A 20,282-nucleotide genomic window follows, 5' to 3' on the forward strand; every position below is an offset into this window, starting at 1 on the left:
CTATTCGCTCCCGCTCGCCAGCGCGTTCACGGCGGCAACCGTGATCGCGGAACCGCCGAGGCGGCCTTCGACCGTCAGCGCAGGTGCCGGCGGATCGGCCATCAGCGCGGCCTTGGATTCGGCGGCACCGACGAAGCCGACCGGACAGCCGATGATCGCCGCGGGCCGCGGGCAGTCGCGGTCCTCCAGCATGTTGAGGAGATGAAACAACGCAGTCGGCGCATTGCCGATCGCGATGATCGCGCCGCCCAGATGTGGCCTCCACAGCTCCAGCGCCGCAGCCGAGCGCGTGTTGCGCATGGACTGCGCCAGCGCCGGCACGGTGGCATCACCGAGTGTGCAGATGATCGGGTTGGCCGCAGGAAGTCTTGCGCGCGTGATTCCTTCCGAGACCATGCGCGCGTCGCACAGGATCGACGCGCCATTCTGCAAGGCCGCGCGCGCAGCGGCCACCATGCCGGGCGTGAAGCGGATATGCGCCTCAAGGCCGACCATGCCGGCGGCGTGGATCATCCGCACCACGACCTGCTCCTCGTCCGGCGAGAAGCGCGCAAGATCAGCCTCGGCGCGGATGGTCGCAAAGGACTGCCGGTAGATCGCCGCGCCGTCGGTCTCGTAACTGTGCGGCATCAGTGCCCTCCCACCAGAATGGAGGGATCGCTGACGATGTCATCGCGGTTCAGGCCGCGCAGAGCGGGCTCATCGCGGGCCGATCCACCGCGCACGAGATCGAATCCGGCACCGGTCGCAACCAGCGTCACCGCGGTGGCGCCGGAATGCGCACAGCCCTTGGCGCAGCCAGAGACATGAAGCCGCGTATCGGGTGCAATGCGCGGCGCGAGCGCGGCGGCGAGCGCGCGGGTGTCGGCATGCGCCTCGCGGCAGCGTGGGGCGCCGCTGCAGGCGATGACGCGCAGCGCGGGATCGTAGGGTTCGGTGATGAGACCCGCCCCGTTCGGCATCGCACGCTTGCCCTCGCTCAAGACCATCCGCCATGGCGTCATGCGCAGAGCATGTCCGCAACCGGCGAATTCATGCAGCGTCGTATGCAGCATCTGCCCGAATGCGACCCCGACCATGGCGCCCTGCGGATAATGTCCGGGCTGCAGCGCAGCCATCACGGAGGCAGGTTCGGTCTCGCCGCGCAAGGTCCCCGGCAATGCCGCACCGGAAGCGATGTGGGCCGCCATGCGCCCTCGCCCGCTGCGGACCCCGCCGGAGGTAATGAACCAGTCTGCGAGCGCGAGCGCCGTGCTCACGACGTCTCCGCGTCCGACGGAACGACCGAAGCTCGCACCATCGGCGCGCACGAGAAGCCGGCCCGCACGATCGCGCTCGATGCGCACGTCGGCGGAGTCGCCGGCGAGCACGCGCGAGGTCCCGTCATCGATGGCGAAGCCGAATTTTGTGGGCAATTTGAGCGCGCTGTCGGCAAGCGCCTCTTCGAGCTCGGCGGCGAGCGCCTGCGTGTCGTCGCCCTCGTTCCAGAACGGCGTCACCAGGATGTTGCGCCGGGATTCGATATCGGCATCGGGATCGAGCAGCGCCAGTCGCGCAAGGCCGTCGAGCAGCGGACCGTGGCCTTCGTCCCTGACACCTCTGATCTGGAGGTTGGCGCGGCTCGTCACGTCGAGGAGACCATTGCCGAAGCGTTCGGCCAGATCAGCAAGGCCGGAAGCCTGTGCCGCTTCAAGGCGACCGCCGAACGGGCGCACGCGGACCACGAGCCCGTCGCCCGATTGCATCGGCCGCAGCGCGCCGGGACACCAGCCCTTGACCGCGGAAGCGCTCATGAGGCCTCCTTCAACGCAGCGGCGATCGAATTGCGGCGCGTCCGCCAGAGCGAGGCGTCATGCAATCGCGTGAAGCACGTCTCCATTGCTGCGACCGCCGCCGGATTTTCGCGCGCCATGAAAGCGCGGACGTCGGCGTTGCCAAGCGTCGCGTCATAATAGAGATCGAACAGATGCGGCGGCACGGCGCCGGCAAGATGCGCGAAGGCGGCCATGTGCTCGAGCGTCGCGGCGATCTCGGCCGCGCCGCGAAAACCGTGGCGCATCATGCCGTCGATCCAGGCGGGATTGGCCGCGCGCGCACGGACGACCCGGGAGATTTCCTCGGCCAGCGAGCGCGCGTGCGGTTGCTCGGGACGCGTCGTGTCAATGTGATAGAGCGATGGTCCTGCCGCGCCGAGATGTGCCGCAGCTGCGGCGACCCCCGCTTCATGCGCAGCATAGTCCGCGGCGAGCAGAAGATCGGTCTCTGGCAGATCCTGGACATGGACGAAGGCATCGGCGGACGCAAGCCGCGCCTCGATGCCGGCGCGATCAGGCTTGATCGCGCCATCCGCCGAGAACGCCCAGGACGATGCCGACAGCCACGCTTCCCCGGCGGCATCACGCGTCTCGGGCGTGAAGGTATCAGGGATCGCTGACAAGCCGACGCCGTATTGTCCGGGCCGCGGCGCAAAGACGCGTGGCGCACGGTGGCGATAGGGATTCTCCTCACCCTCTTCGTCGCGGTTTGCGAGCGCCTCGGACGCAGCCTCGAACAATTGCGCCAGACCCGAAAAGACGTCGCGGAACAGGCCCGATACGCGCAGCGTCACGTCGATGCGGGGGCGGCCGAGCTCGGCCGGCGCGATGATGTCGTAGCCGGTGACGCGCCCGGAGGCGTGGTCCCAGTGCGGCGCAAGACCGGCCAGATGCAGCGCCATCGCGAACTCCTCGCCTGCGGTGCGCATCGTCGCCGAGCCCCAGAGATCGACCACGAGCCCCTTCGGCCAGTCGCCATGATCCTGCAAGTGACGGCGCAGCAGCTCTTCCGCGAGCTTGATGCCTTGCGCATGCGCCGACGGCGTCGGCACCGCGCGTGGATCGACGGCGAAGAGATTGCGCCCGGTCGGCAGCACGTCCTGGCGCCCGCGATAGGGCGAGCCCGATGGCCCCGGCGCAATGCGCTGCCCCGCAAGCGCGGCGCGCAGGGCGTCCCGCTCCGCGTCGCCGCAGGCGCCGCGGCCGAACACGTGCAGGCCGTCACCGAACTGGCTTTCCTTGATGTCGCAGACGAAACGATCGATCCGTGGAATCGCTTCGGCTGGTGCGGCCGATGCATCGAGGCCAAGATCGTCTTCGAGGCCCGCGGCACGGGCTTCGTCGCGGATCGCCGCGATCAACCGCTGGCGGCGGGCGGGGTCAAGACCATCGGCAGTGGAATATTCGTCCAGAAGCCGTTCGAGCCGGCGCAAGCCCTCCGGGACGACGGATGCGGCAAGGGGCGGCGGCAGATGGCCGATCGTGACGGCGCCGATGCGCCGCTTGGCCTGCGCGGCCTCGCCAGGATCATTGACGATGAAGGGATAGATGACCGGCAGATCGCCGATCAGGGCTTCCGGCCAACAGCTCGATGACAGCGCCAAGGATTTGCCGGGCAGCCATTCCAGCGTGCCGTGCGCGCCCATATGCACGACGGCGTCACAGCCCTGCTCTCGAAGCCACAGATAGAACGCAACATAGGCATGGCGCGGCGTGCGGGCGAGATCGTGATAGTCGACATCGCGCGTGGTTGCATCGCCACGCTCGGGCTGAACCGCGATGATCGACTGGCCGCACCGAATCGCGGCGAAGTGGAGCGCACCGTCGCGACAGCTCGGATCATCCTCCGGCGCACCCCAAGCTTGTGCGAGATCATCCTGCAATGCTTGCGGCAGACGCGAGAGCGCCGTGCGGTACTCAGCGACGCTCCAGGTCAGCTGCTGCCTCAGCAGCGTTTCGCCGAGCGCATGAACTGGCGCGGCATCGAAGCCCGTCTCCGCGAGGTCGGACAGCAAGACCTCGACGGACGCCAGCGCATCGAGGCCAACCGCATGCGCGATCTGGTGTGGACGGCCCGGGTAGTTCGAAAGCACGATCGCCAGACGCTTCTTGGCGGCCGGCGTCTCGGCGAGCCGCCGCCAGGCCGCAACCCGTGCGGCGACGGCCTTCACCCGCTCCTCGTCAGCGCGATGCGCAAGATGGGAGAACTGCAGATCGGGATCGCGCTCCGCAGCGGATTTGAAGCTCACCACGCCCGCGAACAAGCGGCCATCGACCTCGGGCAGCACCACATGCATCGCGAGGTCGCCCGGCGAGAGGCCGCGCAGCGAGGTAGCCCAATCCTCGCGCCGTGCCGTCGAGAGCGCAACCTGGAACACCGGACACGGGGCTACGTCAAACGGCGTCGTGCCATCGTCGCCTACGGCCGAGAACGCCGTCGCATTGACGATCGCCGTAGGAGGATCTCGCGCGAGATGCGCGCGCAGCCAATCGGCGACGGCCGCGGCTTTCAGCGAGGTGACGAAGACACCATAGGCACCAAAACCCTTCTCGCGCAGCGCGGCGATCAAGGCATCGACCGGCCCGGTGTCCGCAGCGGTGAGATAGGAGCGATAGAACGTCACCAGCGCGTGCGGCTTCCCCTCGCCGCCCGTCGGCGCAGCAATGACGCCGCGCGCGGGATCATAAAATCCCGTCTCGGGCACATTCATTTCGCCGACGACTGGCCCGGCATAGAGGCCCGAGGCCAGCGCGAGCTGCGCGATCGCGGCTTGGGCCGCGACCGGGCCGCCGGTGTCACAGAGCACCTTGAGCCGGCGCAGGGTCGAGACCGGCAAGGTCGAATACGCGTCGAGCCGCGTATCGTCACGGCCGTCGGCCGGCAGCACGGCCAGCACGATGTTGCGGTCCTTAGCAAGTTGCTGGAGCGTCGCGAGACCATACGGCCAATAGGATTCACCGCCGATCAGACGTACCAGAATGCCACGCGCATGGGAGAGCGTGCGCTCGATATAGGTGTCGACCGAGAGCGGATGACGCAGTTCCGCAAGATTTGCGAGCCGCAGCGACGGCAGGCTGGTACGGCCGCGCCGCCAGCCGGCCGCAAACGCGGCAAGATCGGAATCCGAATATGAGAGCACCACGAGATCGGCCGGGTCCTGGCCGATGTCCCTTGGCGTCGCGGTCTCCTCAAGACCGCGGCTCTCGCGGAAAACGACGTGCATCAGGTTGCTAGCCCTGACCTGATCGCGGCCTCGTCAATATCGCCGTGCTCGCCAATCACGACGAGTTTCGATTGCCTGACACCTGCGCCCCAGGGCTTGTCGAACTGGTGGCGCACACGCTCGCCGACCGCCTGCAGCAAGAGGCGCATCGGCTTGCCCGCGATTGCGATATAGCCTTTGACGCGCAGCACGTTCTGCTCGCGCGCTAGGCGCTGAACGGAGGCGACCAGCGCATCGATATCGGCAACTTCCGGCAGGTCGATCACGACGGAGGCAAAATCGTCATGCTCATGCTCCTCCTCGCCGTCGTGATGCGAGGGACGCGCGGCAAGATCGCTCTCGGCGGCGGCGCCGAGACCGAGGATGACGCGCGCATCGATCGCGCCGTCGGTGATGGGAAGCATCGGCACGCGGCGCGGCATCTCGGCGGTGATCGCCGCCTTGGCGGCTTCTATCCCTGAGCTGCCGGCAAGATCGGCCTTGGTCAGCAGCACGATGTCGGCGCAGGCGATCTGGTCCTCGAACACTTCCGACAGCGGCGTCTCGTGGTCGAGATTGTCGTCCGCCGCGCGCTGCGCTTCGACTGCAATCGGGTCCGGCGCGAAGCGGCCAGCAGCGACAGCCTCTGCATCGGCCAGCGCAATCACGCCATCGACAGTGATGCGCGAGCGGATCTCCGGCCAGTCAAAGGCCTTCAGCAGCGGTTTTGGCAACGCCAGGCCCGAGGTCTCGATCAGGATGTGATCGGGCTTCACGGGGCGTGCCAGCAATTGCTCCATGGCCGGAATGAAATCGTCAGCGACGGTGCAGCAGATGCAGCCATTGGCGAGCTCGATGATGTTCTCCTCCGGGCAATTGGCAGCAGCGCACGACTTCAAAATCTCGCCGTCGACGCCCTCGCTGCCGAACTCGTTGACGAGCACGGCGAGCTTCTTGCCGCCGGCATTGGCGAGCAGATGCTGGATCAGCGTCGTCTTGCCGGAGCCGAGAAAACCGGTGATCACAGTGACCGGGACTTTTGCGAGCGAATTCATTCGGCGGCCTCCGGCACGACGGCAAGGGGGGGAATGCGGGCAAGCGACTGCTTGCGGAAGATTTCGGGACGGCTGCGCCAGGGCACGAGGCCGTCGGGCGCGGCCGCATACGCCGCAGCGCCCGCGACCACGTCGCGCGCATTCGTCTCCGACAGGCGGCCATAGACATAGGACCAGCGACCCGGCGCACTCAGCGCGACCGAGCAGCCCTGGCTACAGGCAGAGAGGCATTCGACCGGAACCACATTGACGCCGTCGGGCACGCCGGCGTCCAGGATCGCGCCATGCAACCGCTTGCCCGGCGTGACGTCGCCTTCGCCAAGCGTCTCGCCGGCACGGCAGGTAATGCAGACGTGAAGTGTGACCGTCATCGCCTCTTCCAGAATAACAGCGGGAGGCGAAGAGGCGCACGGACCATTGTGAGAGGCCCGTTTCCCCGTCGCGGAACACCCCGTCCGCCGGTCCAAAATCGTCCGCGCTGGCAGGTCTCCCGGCTTGCGGAGCAGGGCTTTTGCCCTTCGATCCCCGCCTTCCCGATCCCGTTAGGGGTCAGTGGCTTCGGGCATCTCTCCGGTCACGGTCGCGGGGGCGGCTGCATTTTGGACCCAAATCTTGCCAATTCGGACCCTATCGCATTCCCTCTTCGCCTGTCATAGGACAGGAACCAGCGCAGACCCACCATTTGCCGGTGGCCGCCACTTGTCAAGCCGAAGGACCGGATACGATGACGCCTGAACCGGATATCCAAACGGGCGAGGAAACCGACGCCCGCCACGCCGCGAAAATGGCAAAGAAGAAGGCCGCCCGCGACGAGATCATGGCGACCAAGAGCGGCGAAAAAGGCCTCGTTATCGTCCACACCGGCGCCGGCAAAGGCAAGTCGTCCTCGGCCTTCGGCATGATCGTCCGCTGCGTCGCCCATGGCTTGCCCTGCGCGGTGGTGCAGTTCATCAAGGGCGCCTGGGACACCGGCGAGCGCCGCCTGCTCACTGGCCATTTCGGCGACCTCTGCCAATTCCACGCCATGGGCGAAGGTTTCACCTGGGAGACGCAGGACCGCGCCCGCGACATCGCCGCCGCGCGCGCCGGCTGGGACAAGGCCAAGGAGCTGATTCGCGATCCTGCCTTGCGCATGGTCGTGCTCGACGAGATCAACATCGCGCTGCGCTATGACTATCTCGACATCGCCGAGGTGGTCGAATTCCTGACGACGCAAAAGCCGCCGATGACGCATGTCGTGCTCACCGGGCGCAACGCAAAGGACGAATTGATCGAGATCGCCGATCTCGTTACCGAGATGACGCTGGTCAAGCATCCCTTCCGGTCCGGCATCAAGGCGCAAGCCGGCGTCGAGTTCTGATACGATCTCGCCATGGCGCGCGCGCTGATGATCCAGGGGGCCGGCTCGGACGTGGGCAAGTCGCTCATCGTCGCGGGCCTTGCGCGCGCCTTCATGCGGCGCGGCCTGCGCGTGCTCCCTTTTAAGCCGCAGAACATGTCGAACAATGCCGCCGTCACCGTCGACGGCGGCGAGATCGGCCGCGCCCAGGCGCTTCAGGCGCTCGCCGCTCGCGTCGAGCCGCACACCGACATGAACCCGGTGCTGCTCAAGCCGGAGACCGATGTCGGCGCGCAGGTCATCGTCCATGGCAAGCGCATCGCAACGGTGCGTGCGCGCGATTATGCGGCGATGAAGCCCTCGCTGATGGGCGCCGTGCTGGAGAGTTTCGCGCGCTTGAAGACGCGCGCCGATCTGGTGCTGGTCGAAGGCGCGGGCAGCCCGGCCGAGGTGAATTTGCGAAAGGCCGACATCGCCAATATGGGCTTTGCGCGCAAGGCCAACGTGCCGGTCGTGCTGGTCGGCGACATCGACCGCGGCGGCGTCATCGCCCAGCTTGTCGGCATCAGGACGGTCATCGACCCTGACGATGCCGCGATGATCCAGGGCTTCGTCATCAACAAGTTCCGCGGCGACCCCACGCTGTTCGATGACGGCTACCGGCTGATCGAAGCGAAAACCGCATGGCGCGGCTTTGGCGTGCTGCCCTGGTTCGCGCGCGCCGGCGAGCTGCCGGCCGAGGACGCGCTGGGCCTGCGCGACGCGCGCAAGCCGGGCCAATGCAAGATCGCCTGCCTCGCCCTGTCGCGGATCGCCAATTTCGACGATCTCGATCCGCTCAAGCTCGAACCCGGCGTCGATCTCGTCATGGTGCGTCCGGGCGAAGCAATCCCCGGCGATGTGAGGCTGGTCATCATCCCCGGTTCAAAATCCACTCGTGGCGATCTCGCCTTCCTGCGAGCACAGGGCTGGGACATTGATCTCGTGGCGCATCACCGCCGGGGCGGCCATGTGCTCGGGCTCTGCGGCGGCTATCAGATGCTCGGACACAGCGTTGCCGACCCTGACGGCATCGAGGGACCTGCGGGCGACACGCCGGGTCTCGGGCTGCTCGACGTGACAACGGTGATGAGGCCGCAGAAGACGCTGACACGCGTCTCCGCCTTGCACGCCGCCACCGACCAGGCGATCGAGGCCTACGAGATCCACATCGGCCACACCGACGGGCCCGATCGCGCGCGGCCATTTGCGAAACTGAACGGCAAGCCGGAAGGCGCGATCTCGCGCGATGGCCGCGTCCAGGGCAGCTATCTGCACGGCCTGTTCACGTCGGATGATTTCCGCAAGGCATATCTGGCAAAGCTCGATATTCCCGCGGGTAACGAGCCCTATCATGCCAGGATCGAGAGCGCGCTCGATGCCCTCGCCGATCACATCGAAAGGCATCTCGACGTCGAAGGCCTGCTCGCGTTAGCCCGCTAGCACCTCGGCAAGGCGCGTCCATTCGGATTCGCTGCCGGGAAGCCCGAGGCGCAGCCATGCCGGCTCTCGCGCGAAAACGCGCGACCAGATCTGGGCGCGCGCGAGCTTTTCCTGCGCGGCCAGCGCGTTAGGTGTCTGGTAAAGACGAAACAACGGCGTGCCGCCGATAAGCGTCCAGCCTTGCGACTGCGCCATGGCGTCGAGCCGAACACAGTCGCGTGCGAGCCGCGCTGAGGTAGCCTCAGCCCAGGCATCGTCGCGCAAGGCGCGGCAACCGATCGCGATCGCCGCTCCCGAGACCGGCCATGGACCCGACATCGACGCAAGCTTGCCGATATCCGCCGCATTGCCAATTGCGAAGCCAAGCCGAAGGCCGGCAAGGCCATAAAACTTTCCGAACGAGCGCAGGATCAACAGCCGCGGCCGATCGACTTCCGAAGCAAGCGACAGCTGCGGGACGGCGTCGGCAAAGCTCTCGTCGATCACGAGATGGCCGACGCGCGGCAGCAGTGCCAGCAAGTCCTTGGGCGAATGGCGGCGGCCATCGGGATTGTTGGGATTGACGACGATCGCGAGGTCTGCGCCGGCCAACGCGTCAAATTCGCCGACCTCCAGGACATCCCAGCCCGCGGCCGACAGGACCCCGGCATATTCATTGTAGGTCGGCGCGAGGATGCGCGCGCGGCCAGGCGCCGCGAGCTGCGGCAGCAGTTGAATGGCGGCCTGTGCACCGCCCATCGCAACAACAGGTGCGCTCGTGCGATAGGCGTGCTGCGCGGCTTGATGCAAGGCATCGATTTCGGCGCGCGACGGCAACGCGCTCCAGGCGCGCGCGCTCACCTCGCCTACCGGATAAGGCAGCCGGTTGATCCCTGTCGAGAGGTCGATCCAATCCTCTGCGCGTCCGCCAAAACGCTGCTGTGCCAGATCGAGATTTCCACCGTGCTCGCGCATGCCCCGTTCTTTCACGCGAAGGCCAGGACCGCAAGCACCGCGGCGAGAAGCAGCATGGACCTGCGATAGACCGTCAATCCATGATTGATGTCCGCAGCGAGCGGATCGCGCGCGCCCTCGTTGAGCCAGGGCTCGTTCGTGACGCTACCGTGATAGATGCGTGGGCCGCTGAGCCGCACACCGAGCGCGCCAGCCATGGCCGCTTCCGGCCAGCCAGCGTTAGGCGAGCGGTGGCGGCGGGCATCGCGGGTCATGCACGACAGCGCCTCCGATCGCCGCGACGCCAGCAGCACGAAGAGGAAGCCGGTCACGCGCGCCGGAACGAAATTGGCGACATCGTCGATGCGCGCTGCGGCCCAGCCGAACGCTTCGTGCCGCTCGCTGCGATGTCCGATCATGGAGTCGAGTGTGTTGATCGCCTTGTAGCCGAAGATGCCGGGCAGGCCGAACAGCGCGCCCCAGAACACCGGCGCCACGACGGCGTCGGAGGCGTTCTCGGCGAGGCTCTCGATTGCCGCGCGCGCGATACCGGCCTCATCGAGCGCCGCGGGATCGCGGCCGACGATCCGCGAGACCGCGTCGCGCGCGGCGGCGATGTCGCCGGCCTGCAAGGGCGTCGCGACAGCCGCGACATGGTCATGCAGCGAGCGCAGCGCGACCAGGGGCCAGGCCAGGACGCCGACCAGCGCGATCTGAATCCAGCCCCAGGGAAGCACGGACTGAAGCATCCAGCCGAGCGCGATTGAGACCGCGATCACCGCGAGCGCTCCGGCAACGCCGGCGGCGCGGCGAAACGCCGGCGGGTCAGACGCGCGATTCCAGGCGGTGTCGATAGTCGCGATCAGGCGGCCGAGCCAGGTCACGGGATGGCCGATCCGCGCGAACAGCCACGACGGCCAGCCCAGCAGGGCATCCGCCGCCATCGCCACCACCATCCCCGCCGCAAAGCCCACACGCGCCTCCTGTTCCGCCCCTGTTGCGCAAAGCGAAGGCAGAGCGCAAGCCCCTACAGGCCCGATTTCGGCTTTGTCTTTGGCCGTGTTTGGTGATTAGTCAGGGCTGATAGGAGACCTTCATGGCCGTCATCTTGATCACGGGCGGAGCGCGATCGGGCAAGAGCACGCGTGCGGAAGCGCGAGCGAAGGCCTTTCCCGGGCAGCCCGTCTATGTCGCGACGGCCGAGGCGCTCGATGCCGAAATGGAGGCGCGCATCGCCACGCATCGCGCGCGGCGCGAAACCGACTGGATCGAGCGCGAGGTGCCGCTTGATCTCGTGCAGGTGCTGGTCGCAACCGATGGCGGCGGCGCAAGGCTGGTGGATTGCCTGACGCTGTGGCTCTCGAATCTGATGCATGCGGAACGCGACTGGGAGAGCGAGGTGAAAGATCTTGCCGGCGCCCTGCCCCGGCTGAAAAGCCCAGTTGTTCTCGTCACTAACGAGGTCGGTCTCGGCATCGTTCCTGACAACGCCCTGGCACGCAGCTTTCGCGACGCCGCCGGCCTCATGAATCAGACTATCGCGGCGGCTGCCGACGAGGTCGAGTTCGTCGTCGCCGGCCTGCCGATGAAATTGAAATGATGCCGCGCGCCGAATTTCTGCGAGACGTCATCGCCGATCTCAGGATGGCGGCATCGTTCGTCACGATTCTGCCGGTGGCATCGTCGAAGCCCGCAGGCGACGGCGCCATCGCGCGTGCAACCTGGGCGCTGCCCCTCGCGGGACTGCTGGTCGGACTTGCCGGCGCGCTGGTCTATAAGATGTGCAGCCGGTTCGGACTGACGCCGAACCTTGCCGCCCTGCTCGCGCTGGCCGCTACCGCCCTCATCACCGGCGCGCTACACGAGGATGGGCTTGCCGACACCGTCGATGGCCTCGGCGGCGGCCGAACGCGCGAGCGCAAGCTCGAGATCATGCGCGACAGCCGGATTGGGACCTATGGCGTCTGCGCGCTGATCCTGTCGTTCGGCCTGCGCTGGAGTGCGCTCGCGGCGATCGCCAATCCATGGACGGTCACGCTGGCGCTGTGCGCGGCGCACATCGCAGCCCGCGCAGGCGTGCCGGCCTTCATGTCGCTTGTCCCGCTGGCGCGGCCGGATGGGCTTTCGGCGAGCGCGGGGCCGCCGCCGGGCCGCAGTGTCGCCATCGCCTTCGCACTTGGGACGCTCGCTCTCGTCCTCGCGCTCGGGCCGGGCAAGGCGCTGGTCGCCCTGATCCTGCTGTCGCTCGCCGGGTTCATGCTGGCGCGGCTCGCCATCCGCCAGATCGGCGGGCAGACCGGCGACATCCTCGGCGCGTTCGAGCAGACAGGCGAGATCATGATCCTGCTGGTTGCCGCGGCCTTCCAGGTCGGACGCTGACCCATGGTCGAGTTCGATGACGCCTTCCGCCGACAATTACGCGAGCTGTTCGTATGGCGCCGGGACGTGCGGCGTTTTCGCGGCGATCCGTTACCACGCGGCGCGGTGGAGCGCCTGATCGAGACCGCCTGTCTCTCGCCATCGGTCGGTCTCAGCCAGCCCTGGCGCTTCGTCACGGTCGACGACGCCGCACGGCGCCAAGCCGTGATCGACGACTTCAAATCGTGCAATGCCGATGCGTTGAACGCCTATACCGGCGAGCGCGCGACCCGCTATGCCACGCTGAAACTGTCGGGTCTCGAACAGGCTCCTGGCCACCTCGCCGTGTTTGCCGACAAGGCCAGCGACATCGGTCACGGCCTCGGCCGTGCCACCATGCCGGAGACGACGGAATATTCGGTCGTCGCGGCGATCACCGCGATGTGGCTCGCCGCGCGCGCGGAAGGCATCGGGCTCGGCTGGATCTCGATCCTGAATCCTGCGCGCATTCACGCCATTCTCGACGTGCCGGAATCATGGAAGTTCATCGCCTATCTCTGCATCGGCTATCCGGAAGTCCAATGCGACCGGCCCGAACTGGAGCAGGCGAAATGGGAGCACCGGCGCAGTGCGGACGAGTTCACGCTGAGGCGCTAGCGGAGACCAGCGTATCGAAACGCCCTCGATGCCTGAAGGTGAAGACCAGGCCCGAAATCGCGACTCTTCGCGGCGTGTGAAATTCGCGGCAGAGCGAATCGAACTTTTCCCGATTCATCAATCTGAGCCTACCTCAGTATGGTCTCGCCATACCCGCGCACAATGGCGACAACCAAGTGCTCAGTGCTAACTATGAACGCGGAGTGAAAAGCAACGGAACCGGCCGCGCGAGCCGGCAGTTGCAGGACAAGTCCGGCCGTGTAGCGTCCGCCGGCTTTTCTCCTAGCGAACGGTGCGATGCCGCTCCAGTACTTGGTGTCTACTGTCACAGTTGGCTGCAGAGAGTACGTCATGAGAAACATCGCCGATGTCCTCGGGCGGTTTTGGCAAGCGAGCCAGCCCGCATCCGATACTCAGGTTGAGGCTATGGCCGAAAACCGAGATCAATCCAGCATGGCCGATTTTGTCCGCATCCTGCAGGCCTACGATCAAGACCAGTGGGGCGACCGCGCCCGCCCGGTTCTTCAGCAGGTCGCCCGGCCGGCAATGTGCCGCCGGCCGGCCAACACGCCACACAAGGGATCAACTTCCTTGGTGTGGGACCTGTGAACATTGCGCTGTCATGAACCGGACGTTTTAACGACGAGCTTTATGTTTAGCAGGTTGACGCCCTTGAATGGGTTCGGCGCGCTTTCGATTGTGCCCGTACCCGTGGCGTTCGCATAGGCACCTGTGCCCGATAGGATCGTGTATTCGCCCGTTGATTTGCCGTCTTTGGCCGAACCGGTGTAGCGCGCCGTAATCGAGCCTTCCTCGAACGTGTAAGTGCTGTAGCCGAAGAACGGGCCCGACCCTTTGAGCAAGTCCGAAGTATTGACGAACTCTTTCACTCCGATACGGCCGTCGTTGAAAACGGCGACTCCAAAGAATTTGCCTGACACAACCGTCTGTCCTTCGACGTTTGCGGCCTCGATGACCTTGAGATCGATCGGCTTTGTAACCAGCTTGAACTCAAGCACCCGCTCGCCCGCTACAGCGGTTGACGCCGCGACGATCAATGCTACGCCAGAAAGGAAAAAGCTGAGAGACTTCCGCATAGGCTCCTCCTGCGCTTGTTGGAATCAAGTCGAGAAGTGTCGGCGAGCCACACATCACGCCGCCGCTTTTCGCAGCGGCACGAAAGAGAGCCCTCGGCGACGCCCCGGCAGCGGCTGAAGCTCTCTGGTCCTAAGCGCGAAGTCGGGACGCAAGTATGAGTCCTGAGCGATCGGAAGAAAGTTCAGTCTCCGTTACGGTATAATAGTATCCCTAGCCTCCGCACGTCTGCGTCCGCCGGCTTCGTCCCGCTCGCGGCCAAAACGCTCGACCAGGAAGTCGATGAACAGACGCACCTTGACCGACAAATGCCGCGTCGGCGGATACACCGCATAAAGCGCGAGCGGCGGCGCGAAATAGTCGTTCAGCACCGTCCGCAGCTCGCCCTTCTTCAACGCATCCGCGGCGATGAACTCGGGCAGCAGCGCCAGCCCCCTGCCGTTGATCGCGACGTCGCGCAGCACCTCGGCGTTGTTGACGCAGAGCGACCAGGCCGGCTGGATCCAGTGATCGCCATCAGTGCCGGTCAGCTTCCACTGATTGCCGGTGAGTAGGAAGCCGTAGGTCAGCGCGGCGTGCTCGCGCAGATCCTGCGGATGATTTGGGGTGCCGTGACGCGCCAGATAATCCGGCGAAGCGCAGATCATGCGCGCCACCGGCATGATCTTGCGCGCGATCAGGCTGGAGGATTCCAGCTCCGCGATCCGCAACGTCACGTCAAATCCGTCCTGGACCGGATCGAGCAAATCGTCGCTGAGCACGATCTGGAACTGCAACTCGGGATAGCGTGCCATGAAATCGGCGAGCACCGGCCCCAGCCGCATCGTGCCGAACGACATCGGCGCGTTGACGCGCAACAGGCCCCGCGGCGCCGACTGGGCCTGCGTCACCGCCTGGTCCGCAGCCTCGATCTCCAAGAGGATCACCACCGCACGCTCGAAATAGCGCTGGCCGTTCTCGGTCGGGCTCGCGTGCCGCGTGGTGCGGTTCAGGAGTTGGACGCCGAGACTCTCCTCGAGGTCCGCGATGTATTTGCTGATCGCCGAGCGCGACAGCCGCAGCTGGCGGCCGGCTTCCGCAAAGCTGCCGCTTTCGACCACTTTTACGAAAGCCCGGAGGCTGGCCACCTTGTCCAATCGGGCGCGCCTATTGTTTCCAATTCATAGACATAGCCGTCATATTTGCATGGATTGTCTCCAATCCAAAGCGGAACGATATTTCCAACCAGAGCACGATGCTCCCCGAATTTTGGAGGACGACAATGTCTGGACTGCACCATGTCACCGCGATCGCGGGCGATCCCATGAGGAACTTCGGCTTTTACACCCGGGACCTCGGCCTGCGCTTCGTCAAGAAGACGGTCAATTTCGACGACCCTGCCACCTATCACTTTTATTACGGCGACGAGACCGGCCGCCCCGGCACCATCCTGACCTTCTTCCCGTGGGCGGGCGTTTCGGCCGGCCGCCGCGGTGTCGGCGAAACCCATCAGACCGCCTTCCGCGTGCCGCAGCGCTCGCTCGCCTACTGGACGCAGCGCTTCATCGAGAAGGGCATTGCTCACGAGGCGCTGGAGAAGCGCTTCGGTGAGTCCGTGCTGCCGTTCAGCAACCCCGACGGGATGGCGCTCGCGCTGGTCGGCATTCCCGGCGCCGAGAACGAGCCGGGCTGGAGCAATGGCGACGTGCCGGCCGAGCATGCGATCCGCGGCTTGCACGGCGTGACCCTGCTGCTCGACAGCGCAGTGAAGACGGCGGCCGTCCTCACCGACGTGTTCGGCTTCAAGGAGACCGCGCGCGAAGGCTCGGTGATCCGCTTCAAGGCAGCGGGCGATGCCGAAGGCAGCGTCGTCGACATCTACGAAGCCCAAGGCTTCTTGCGGGGACATCAGGGCGGCGGCTCGGTGCATCACATTGCCTTCCGCGCGGCCGACGACGCCGAGCAGGGCCAGATGGCGCAAAAGCTCGTGAGCAATCACGGCCTGCACCCGACCGAGCAGAGGGATCGCAACTACTTCCGCTCGATCTACTTCCGCGAACCCGGCGGCGTGCTGTTCGAGATCGCGACCGACATCCCCGGCTTCGCCGTCGACGAACCCGTCGCGACCCTGGGCCGCGACCTGAAGCTGCCCGGCTTCCTCGAAGCGCACCGCAAGCAGATCGAGGAAGTGTTGCCGAACCTTGAAGAGAGTGTGTCATGACCGAGAGTTCATTCATCCATCGTTTCGAGCCCGCGGCCAACGCGGGCTCGGCCCCACTCCTGCTGCTGCACGGCACCGGCGGTGACGAGAACGACCTGCTCGGCCTCGGCCGAATGATATCGCCCGGCGCCGCCCTGCTCTCGCCGCGCGGCCGCGTGCTCGAGCACGGCAAGCCGCGCTTCTTCCGCCGCCTGGCCGAAGGCGTGTTCGACGAGGACGATTTGCGCCGGCGCGCACACGAACTCGCCGACTTCGTCACGGAGGCGCGACAACGTTACGGCCTCGCCGCGCCGGTCGCGGTCGGCTTCTCTAACGGTGCCAACATCGCTGCCGCGCTGTTGCTGCTGGAGCCGGACGTGCTTGCAGGCGCGATCCTGTTGCGCGCCATGGTACCGCTGTCGGATCCGCCAAAAACCGATCTTGCAGGCAAGCCAGTCCTGCTGTTGTCCGGGCAAGGCGACCCGATCGTGCCGGCTGGCAATTCAGCCCACCTCACGGCTCTGCTCTCGCAAGCAGGCGCGAGCGTCACCCACAGGGTCCTGCCGGCAGGGCACCCATTGTCGCAAGCCGACGTCACGCTGGCCCGCGACTGGATCGGCAATGTCGACGCCAGGGCAGCATGATCAAAGCAGCGGCGCATCGCTTTCGAACGGTGCGCCGCCGCTTCAATCGAACCAGCCGCGCCGCTTGAACCAGATCAGCGGAAGCACGCCGCTGGCAATCACCGCAAGCCAGGCCAACGGATAGCCGAAGGTCCAGTCCAGCTCTGGTATGTGCTTGAAGTTCATGCCCCAGATGCCGACCAGGATGGTCGGCGGCACGCCGACAACGGAGACGATCGTCAGGATCTTGAACAGCTCGTTCTGCTGGATGTTGACGAAGCCGAGCACCGCATCGAGCAGCAGCTGGATCTTGTCGGACAGTCGTGTCTCGTAGTCGCTGAGTGAAACGACGTCCTTCGACACCGCCTCGAGACGTTTCTTCGACGCGGCCCTGATCCATTCACTGCCGACATCGCCGGCAAACGAGGCAACGCGGCCGACCCCGAGCAGGACATCGCGCGCCTTGGCCAGCCGGTCGGCCAGCTCGCCGATATTCTCCAGCGCCTCGCGCATCCTGCGGCTGGAGCGCACCGGACGTTGGGTGCGAACCAGCCCGCCCCTAAAGACGCCCCGCGAGAGCCGGTCCACCTTGGCGCCGAGATGCTCCAGGACATCGGCGCCACGGTCAACCATGGCCTCGAGCAGGCTGGTGAACACGCACATGCCGTTCTCCAGGCTGTCGTCGGAGCCGATGCGCTTGCCGACGTCGTCGAAGATCGGCAGCTCCGCAAAGCGCACCGTCACCAGAACATGCGGGCCAATGACGAACCCCACCGGCGTGATCTCGGCCTCCTTGTTTTCGCTGGGCCGGAGCGCGGGCGAGCTGAGATAGAGCGCCCCGTGGTCGAGGATCAGGCGGCTCGACGCCTCGATCTCGCTGAGGGACTCTTCCGAGGGAATGCGGATCCCGAGCAGTCGTTCGACGAACTGCTTTTCCTCGTCACTCGCGTTCAAGAGATCGGCCCAGATGATCTCCGAGGGCATTTCCGCACCGATGCCGTGCCAGTCGTCCGACGGCCACCTGTAAAGCTTAAGCAAGAACCGAACTCCGTGGCCGCGTCGTCATGCCGGATGGTCCATCCGGCCTTCATCCGTGCGGCTAACGCATGAGGGTTCCAAACGTTCAATGCCCTTGCGGCGCAGCTCCCTCGTCGCGGGCCTCACTCTGGACAGTTCGGCTTCCCGGTTACTCCCTCACTTTGCCACACACGCTTTGGTAGTTGCGAAAAAGGTTATTCTTCCAAATGAATCGACTCACGCGCCAACCACTATCCACAGCAGCCTAGCGATGGGTGACCTTACGTCCGCTTCCTGGCCACAACCGGACATAAGGCTTTGCCCGAAAGCGGAGTCGGCGTCGGCGCGGCCCCTCTATTTAGCGCTTGCAGAGCATCGGAATTGCGCGACGGCTGACGGAGGCGAAGGATCGCGTCGGCCGCGGCAATCACTCACCTAAGGGGCCCGCCTGTCTGCTTCGAGTCATCCGCGCCGTTTAGCCGCTTGGCCGGCTGAATCCGGTCCGTCTTCATGAGCCGACGCTAGCGAACCAGCCCGGCGACGCTATGGAGCAGGATCAGACACCTCGACCGCTCCCTCATGTCAAATCCCTTGGCACCTGCAACTAAATGCGTAGACTGGCCTCGATCGATCCAGGAGGGAAACTTGGCGATCGAGCGGCCAAACCGACGGTTGACCACGATCCTCGCGGCCGATGCAGTCGGCTATAGTCGGCTGGTGGCAACTGACGAGGAAGGTACGCTCGATCGCCTCCGAGTCATCCGCAAGAGCTTGATCGATCCTGTTATCGCGGCCCATCGCGGACGCATCGTCAAGACCACCGGAGATGGCTTGCTGGCCGAGTTCGCCTCGGTGGTGGATGCAGTTCGCTCGGCGGTCGATGTGCAACGGGCTATGGTCGAGAGCAACGCCGGCTTAGCACCGGATAGGCGTATCGAGTTCCGCATTGGCATCAACCTTGGCGACGTGGTCGTGGAGGACGATGGCGACCTCATGGGCGATGGGGTCAATGTGGCGGCGCGATTGGAGCAGATTGCCGAGCCTGGTGGTATCTGCCTGTCTAGTGCGGCCTATCACCAAGTACGTGGCAAAATGGACATCGCCGCACAAGATCGCGGCCAGCAGCAACTGAAGAACATCGCCGAGCCGGTGCAGGTCTATTCGCTTTCACCGATGCGCGCCGCAGCAACGGCGCCGCACACGGCCATCGCACCGCGGCTCTCCATCGTGGTCCTGCCCTTCGTCAACCTCGATGGCAACAGCGAGCAGGACTACTTCGTCGACGGTATCACTGAAAGTCTCACAACCGACCTGTCGCGCATTCCTGGAGCCTTCGTCATAGCTCGCAACACCGCCTTCACCTTCAAAAGCAAGCCAGTCGACGTCCGCGTAATCGGCCGCGAGCTTGGTGTGCGCTACGTGATGGAAGGCAGCGTGCAGGGCGGCGGCGACCGCGTACGCGTCAACGCGCAGCTCATCGACACCGAAACCGGCGCGCACCTTTGGGCCGAACGCTTCGACAAGCCGCGCGCCGATATCTTCGACATGCAAGATGAGATCACCACGCGCCTCGCCCGGACCGTGGGCATCCAGCTCGTTGCCGCGGAAGGCCGCCGGGCCGAGCGCGAACGGCCGAACAACATGGATGCCGTAGACTTGGCGATGCGCGGCTGGGCAATCCTCAACCAACCCTTGTCGCTGCGCCGCGACCGCGCGGCGTGCGACCTGTTCGACGCGGCGCTCAGGTTGGACCCTCGCAATGTCGAGGCGTTGGTCGGTCTCGCCTTCTATCATGGCAACGAACTTCGCACCTTTGCCTCGACCAATCGCGAGGAACAGCTACGTATCGCCCATACCGCGATCACTCAGGCATTGACGCTTGCTCCGGGCAACGCGCTGGCCCATTTCGTACACGCCAATGTCCTGCATGTCTCGGGCGCGACGGAGCGGTCGCTGCGCGAGCTTGAGTTCGCAATCGCGCTGGATCGCAATCTGGCCTGGGCCCATGCCGACGCAGGCTTCATGAAGGTGCTACTCGGACGCGCGGAAGAGGCAGAAGCCGATCTCATGAACGCAATCCGGCTGAGCCCCCGCGATCCCGGACTGGATCGCTGGCTTGCCCTGCTTGGGATCGCCGACCTCTTCCTCGGCCGGCTCGATTCAGCCCTAGACCGGCTGCGCAGATCAGTCGAAATAAATCCTAATGTTGCCATGCCGCATTTTTTCCTGGCCGCGGCCTCAGCGCTCAGCGGTCGCGCTACGGAGGCGCGGGAGGCGCGGAATGCCGGGCTTCGGTTGGACCCGAACTTTACCGTCGCTAGATTTCGCAACGAGCGGCGCAGTGAAAACCCGACCTTCCTGGCCCAGCGCGAGCGCATTTACGAGGGCCTAAGCTTGGCAGGTGTGCCGGAAGGATAGGCTCGCAGCGAGACGGTCCTGTCTGCATCGGGTCAAAAGCGTTGTTCTGGCTGCCCGCTAGTCACTTCCGGTCTGCACCGATAGGCGGACGATTTTGGAGGGTGTCGCC

Annotated in this window: 19 protein-coding genes and 1 riboswitch; of the genes, 9 read left to right on the forward strand and 10 right to left on the reverse strand. The window is 65.5% G+C overall.

Features of this window, described 5'->3' with window-relative positions:
- From IVA78_RS12800 to IVA78_RS12820, 5 genes are read right to left on the reverse strand one after another with little or no spacing between them, the layout of a single operon-like run.
- Nucleotides 1-630, reverse strand: a complete 630-nt coding sequence (locus IVA78_RS12800; protein ID WP_247278189.1) for a precorrin-8X methylmutase — start codon at nt 628-630, stop codon at nt 1-3.
- A complete protein-coding gene (gene cobG, locus IVA78_RS12805; RefSeq protein WP_247278190.1) occupies nt 630-1,793 on the reverse strand; it encodes a precorrin-3B synthase in 1,164 nt (387 codons plus the stop codon). The genes IVA78_RS12800 and cobG overlap by 1 nt, the downstream gene beginning before the upstream one ends.
- Entirely contained in the window at nt 1,790-5,038 is a 3,249-nt protein-coding gene (gene cobN, locus IVA78_RS12810; protein WP_247278191.1) for a cobaltochelatase subunit CobN, read from the reverse strand. Before cobN ends, cobG begins: the two co-directional genes overlap by 4 nt.
- Nucleotides 5,038-6,072, reverse strand: coding sequence for a cobalamin biosynthesis protein CobW (gene cobW / locus IVA78_RS12815; protein ID WP_247278192.1), 1,035 nt, complete (start codon nt 6,070-6,072; stop codon nt 5,038-5,040). Before cobW ends, cobN begins: the two co-directional genes overlap by 1 nt.
- The gene (locus tag IVA78_RS12820) at nt 6,069-6,443 is read right to left on the reverse strand and encodes a DUF1636 domain-containing protein (RefSeq protein ID WP_247278193.1); all 375 of its coding nucleotides are present in this window, start codon (nt 6,441-6,443) and stop codon (nt 6,069-6,071) included. The genes cobW and IVA78_RS12820 overlap by 4 nt, the downstream gene beginning before the upstream one ends.
- A 91-nt stretch (nt 6,444-6,534) precedes the next feature.
- A riboswitch (cobalamin riboswitch) is annotated at nt 6,535-6,756 on the reverse strand.
- 40 nt (nt 6,757-6,796) lie between these two features.
- Between IVA78_RS12820 and cobO the strand changes: the two genes are divergently transcribed.
- Both cobO and IVA78_RS12830 read left to right on the forward strand, forming a co-directional pair.
- Nucleotides 6,797-7,432, forward strand: coding sequence for a cob(I)yrinic acid a,c-diamide adenosyltransferase (gene cobO / locus IVA78_RS12825; protein WP_247278194.1), 636 nt, complete (start codon nt 6,797-6,799; stop codon nt 7,430-7,432).
- Between the two features lie 12 nt (nt 7,433-7,444).
- Nucleotides 7,445-8,893: a cobyric acid synthase gene (locus IVA78_RS12830; RefSeq protein WP_247278195.1), complete on the forward strand. Its 1,449-nt coding sequence runs from the start codon at nt 7,445-7,447 to the stop codon at nt 8,891-8,893.
- Here IVA78_RS12830 and cobD read toward each other — a convergent pair.
- Together cobD and cbiB are read right to left on the reverse strand one after the other, a co-directional pair.
- Nucleotides 8,882-9,847: a threonine-phosphate decarboxylase CobD gene (gene cobD / locus IVA78_RS12835; protein ID WP_247278196.1), complete on the reverse strand. Its 966-nt coding sequence runs from the start codon at nt 9,845-9,847 to the stop codon at nt 8,882-8,884. The genes IVA78_RS12830 and cobD overlap by 12 nt on opposite strands.
- An 11-nt stretch (nt 9,848-9,858) precedes the next feature.
- Nucleotides 9,859-10,800 carry an adenosylcobinamide-phosphate synthase CbiB gene (cbiB, locus tag IVA78_RS12840; protein WP_247278197.1) on the reverse strand — a complete coding sequence of 314 codons (942 nt, stop codon included), beginning with the start codon at nt 10,798-10,800 and terminating at the stop codon, nt 9,859-9,861.
- 122 nt (nt 10,801-10,922) lie between these two features.
- On the opposite strand from cbiB, the gene cobU reads away from it, so the two are divergent.
- The 4 genes from cobU to IVA78_RS12860 all read left to right on the forward strand — a co-directional run bounded on the left by cobU (nt 10,923) and on the right by IVA78_RS12860 (nt 13,450).
- A complete protein-coding gene (cobU, locus tag IVA78_RS12845) occupies nt 10,923-11,426 on the forward strand; it encodes a bifunctional adenosylcobinamide kinase/adenosylcobinamide-phosphate guanylyltransferase (RefSeq protein ID WP_247278198.1) in 504 nt (167 codons plus the stop codon).
- The gene (gene cobS / locus IVA78_RS12850; protein WP_247465511.1) at nt 11,423-12,205 is read left to right on the forward strand and encodes an adenosylcobinamide-GDP ribazoletransferase; all 783 of its coding nucleotides are present in this window, start codon (nt 11,423-11,425) and stop codon (nt 12,203-12,205) included. Before cobU ends, cobS begins: the two co-directional genes overlap by 4 nt.
- 3 nt (nt 12,206-12,208) lie before the next feature.
- A complete protein-coding gene (gene bluB / locus IVA78_RS12855) occupies nt 12,209-12,841 on the forward strand; it encodes a 5,6-dimethylbenzimidazole synthase (RefSeq protein WP_247278200.1) in 633 nt (210 codons plus the stop codon).
- Between the two features lie 351 nt (nt 12,842-13,192).
- A complete protein-coding gene (locus IVA78_RS12860) occupies nt 13,193-13,450 on the forward strand; it encodes a hypothetical protein (RefSeq protein WP_247278201.1) in 258 nt (85 codons plus the stop codon).
- 11 nt (nt 13,451-13,461) lie between these two features.
- Here the strand turns inward: IVA78_RS12860 and IVA78_RS12865 are convergent, their stop codons facing one another.
- Complete coding sequence (locus tag IVA78_RS12865; protein ID WP_247278202.1) at nt 13,462-13,938, reverse strand: hypothetical protein; 477 nt, start codon at nt 13,936-13,938, stop codon at nt 13,462-13,464.
- Nucleotides 13,939-14,130: 192 nt separating this feature from the next.
- Nucleotides 14,131-15,072, reverse strand: coding sequence for a LysR family transcriptional regulator (locus IVA78_RS12870; RefSeq protein ID WP_247278203.1), 942 nt, complete (start codon nt 15,070-15,072; stop codon nt 14,131-14,133).
- A gap of 125 nt (nt 15,073-15,197) precedes the next feature.
- On the opposite strand from IVA78_RS12870, the gene IVA78_RS12875 reads away from it, so the two are divergent.
- On the forward strand, nt 15,198-16,136 hold the full coding sequence (locus tag IVA78_RS12875) for a ring-cleaving dioxygenase (RefSeq protein WP_247278204.1): 939 nt from the start codon (nt 15,198-15,200) through the stop codon (nt 16,134-16,136).
- The gene (locus tag IVA78_RS12880; protein WP_247278205.1) at nt 16,133-16,759 is read left to right on the forward strand and encodes an alpha/beta hydrolase; all 627 of its coding nucleotides are present in this window, start codon (nt 16,133-16,135) and stop codon (nt 16,757-16,759) included. The genes IVA78_RS12875 and IVA78_RS12880 overlap by 4 nt, the downstream gene beginning before the upstream one ends.
- A gap of 42 nt (nt 16,760-16,801) precedes the next feature.
- On the opposite strand, the gene IVA78_RS12885 is transcribed toward IVA78_RS12880, so the two are convergent.
- Nucleotides 16,802-17,776, reverse strand: coding sequence for a magnesium transporter CorA family protein (locus IVA78_RS12885; protein ID WP_247278206.1), 975 nt, complete (start codon nt 17,774-17,776; stop codon nt 16,802-16,804).
- Nucleotides 17,777-18,400: 624 nt separating this feature from the next.
- Here IVA78_RS12885 and IVA78_RS12890 point away from each other — a divergent pair.
- Entirely contained in the window at nt 18,401-20,173 is a 1,773-nt protein-coding gene (locus IVA78_RS12890) for an adenylate/guanylate cyclase domain-containing protein (protein ID WP_247278207.1), read from the forward strand.
- Nucleotides 20,174-20,282 lie beyond the last annotated feature (109 nt).

This window comes from Bradyrhizobium sp. 137 (assembly GCF_023074095.1).
Lineage (GTDB): Bacteria > Pseudomonadota > Alphaproteobacteria > Rhizobiales > Xanthobacteraceae > Bradyrhizobium.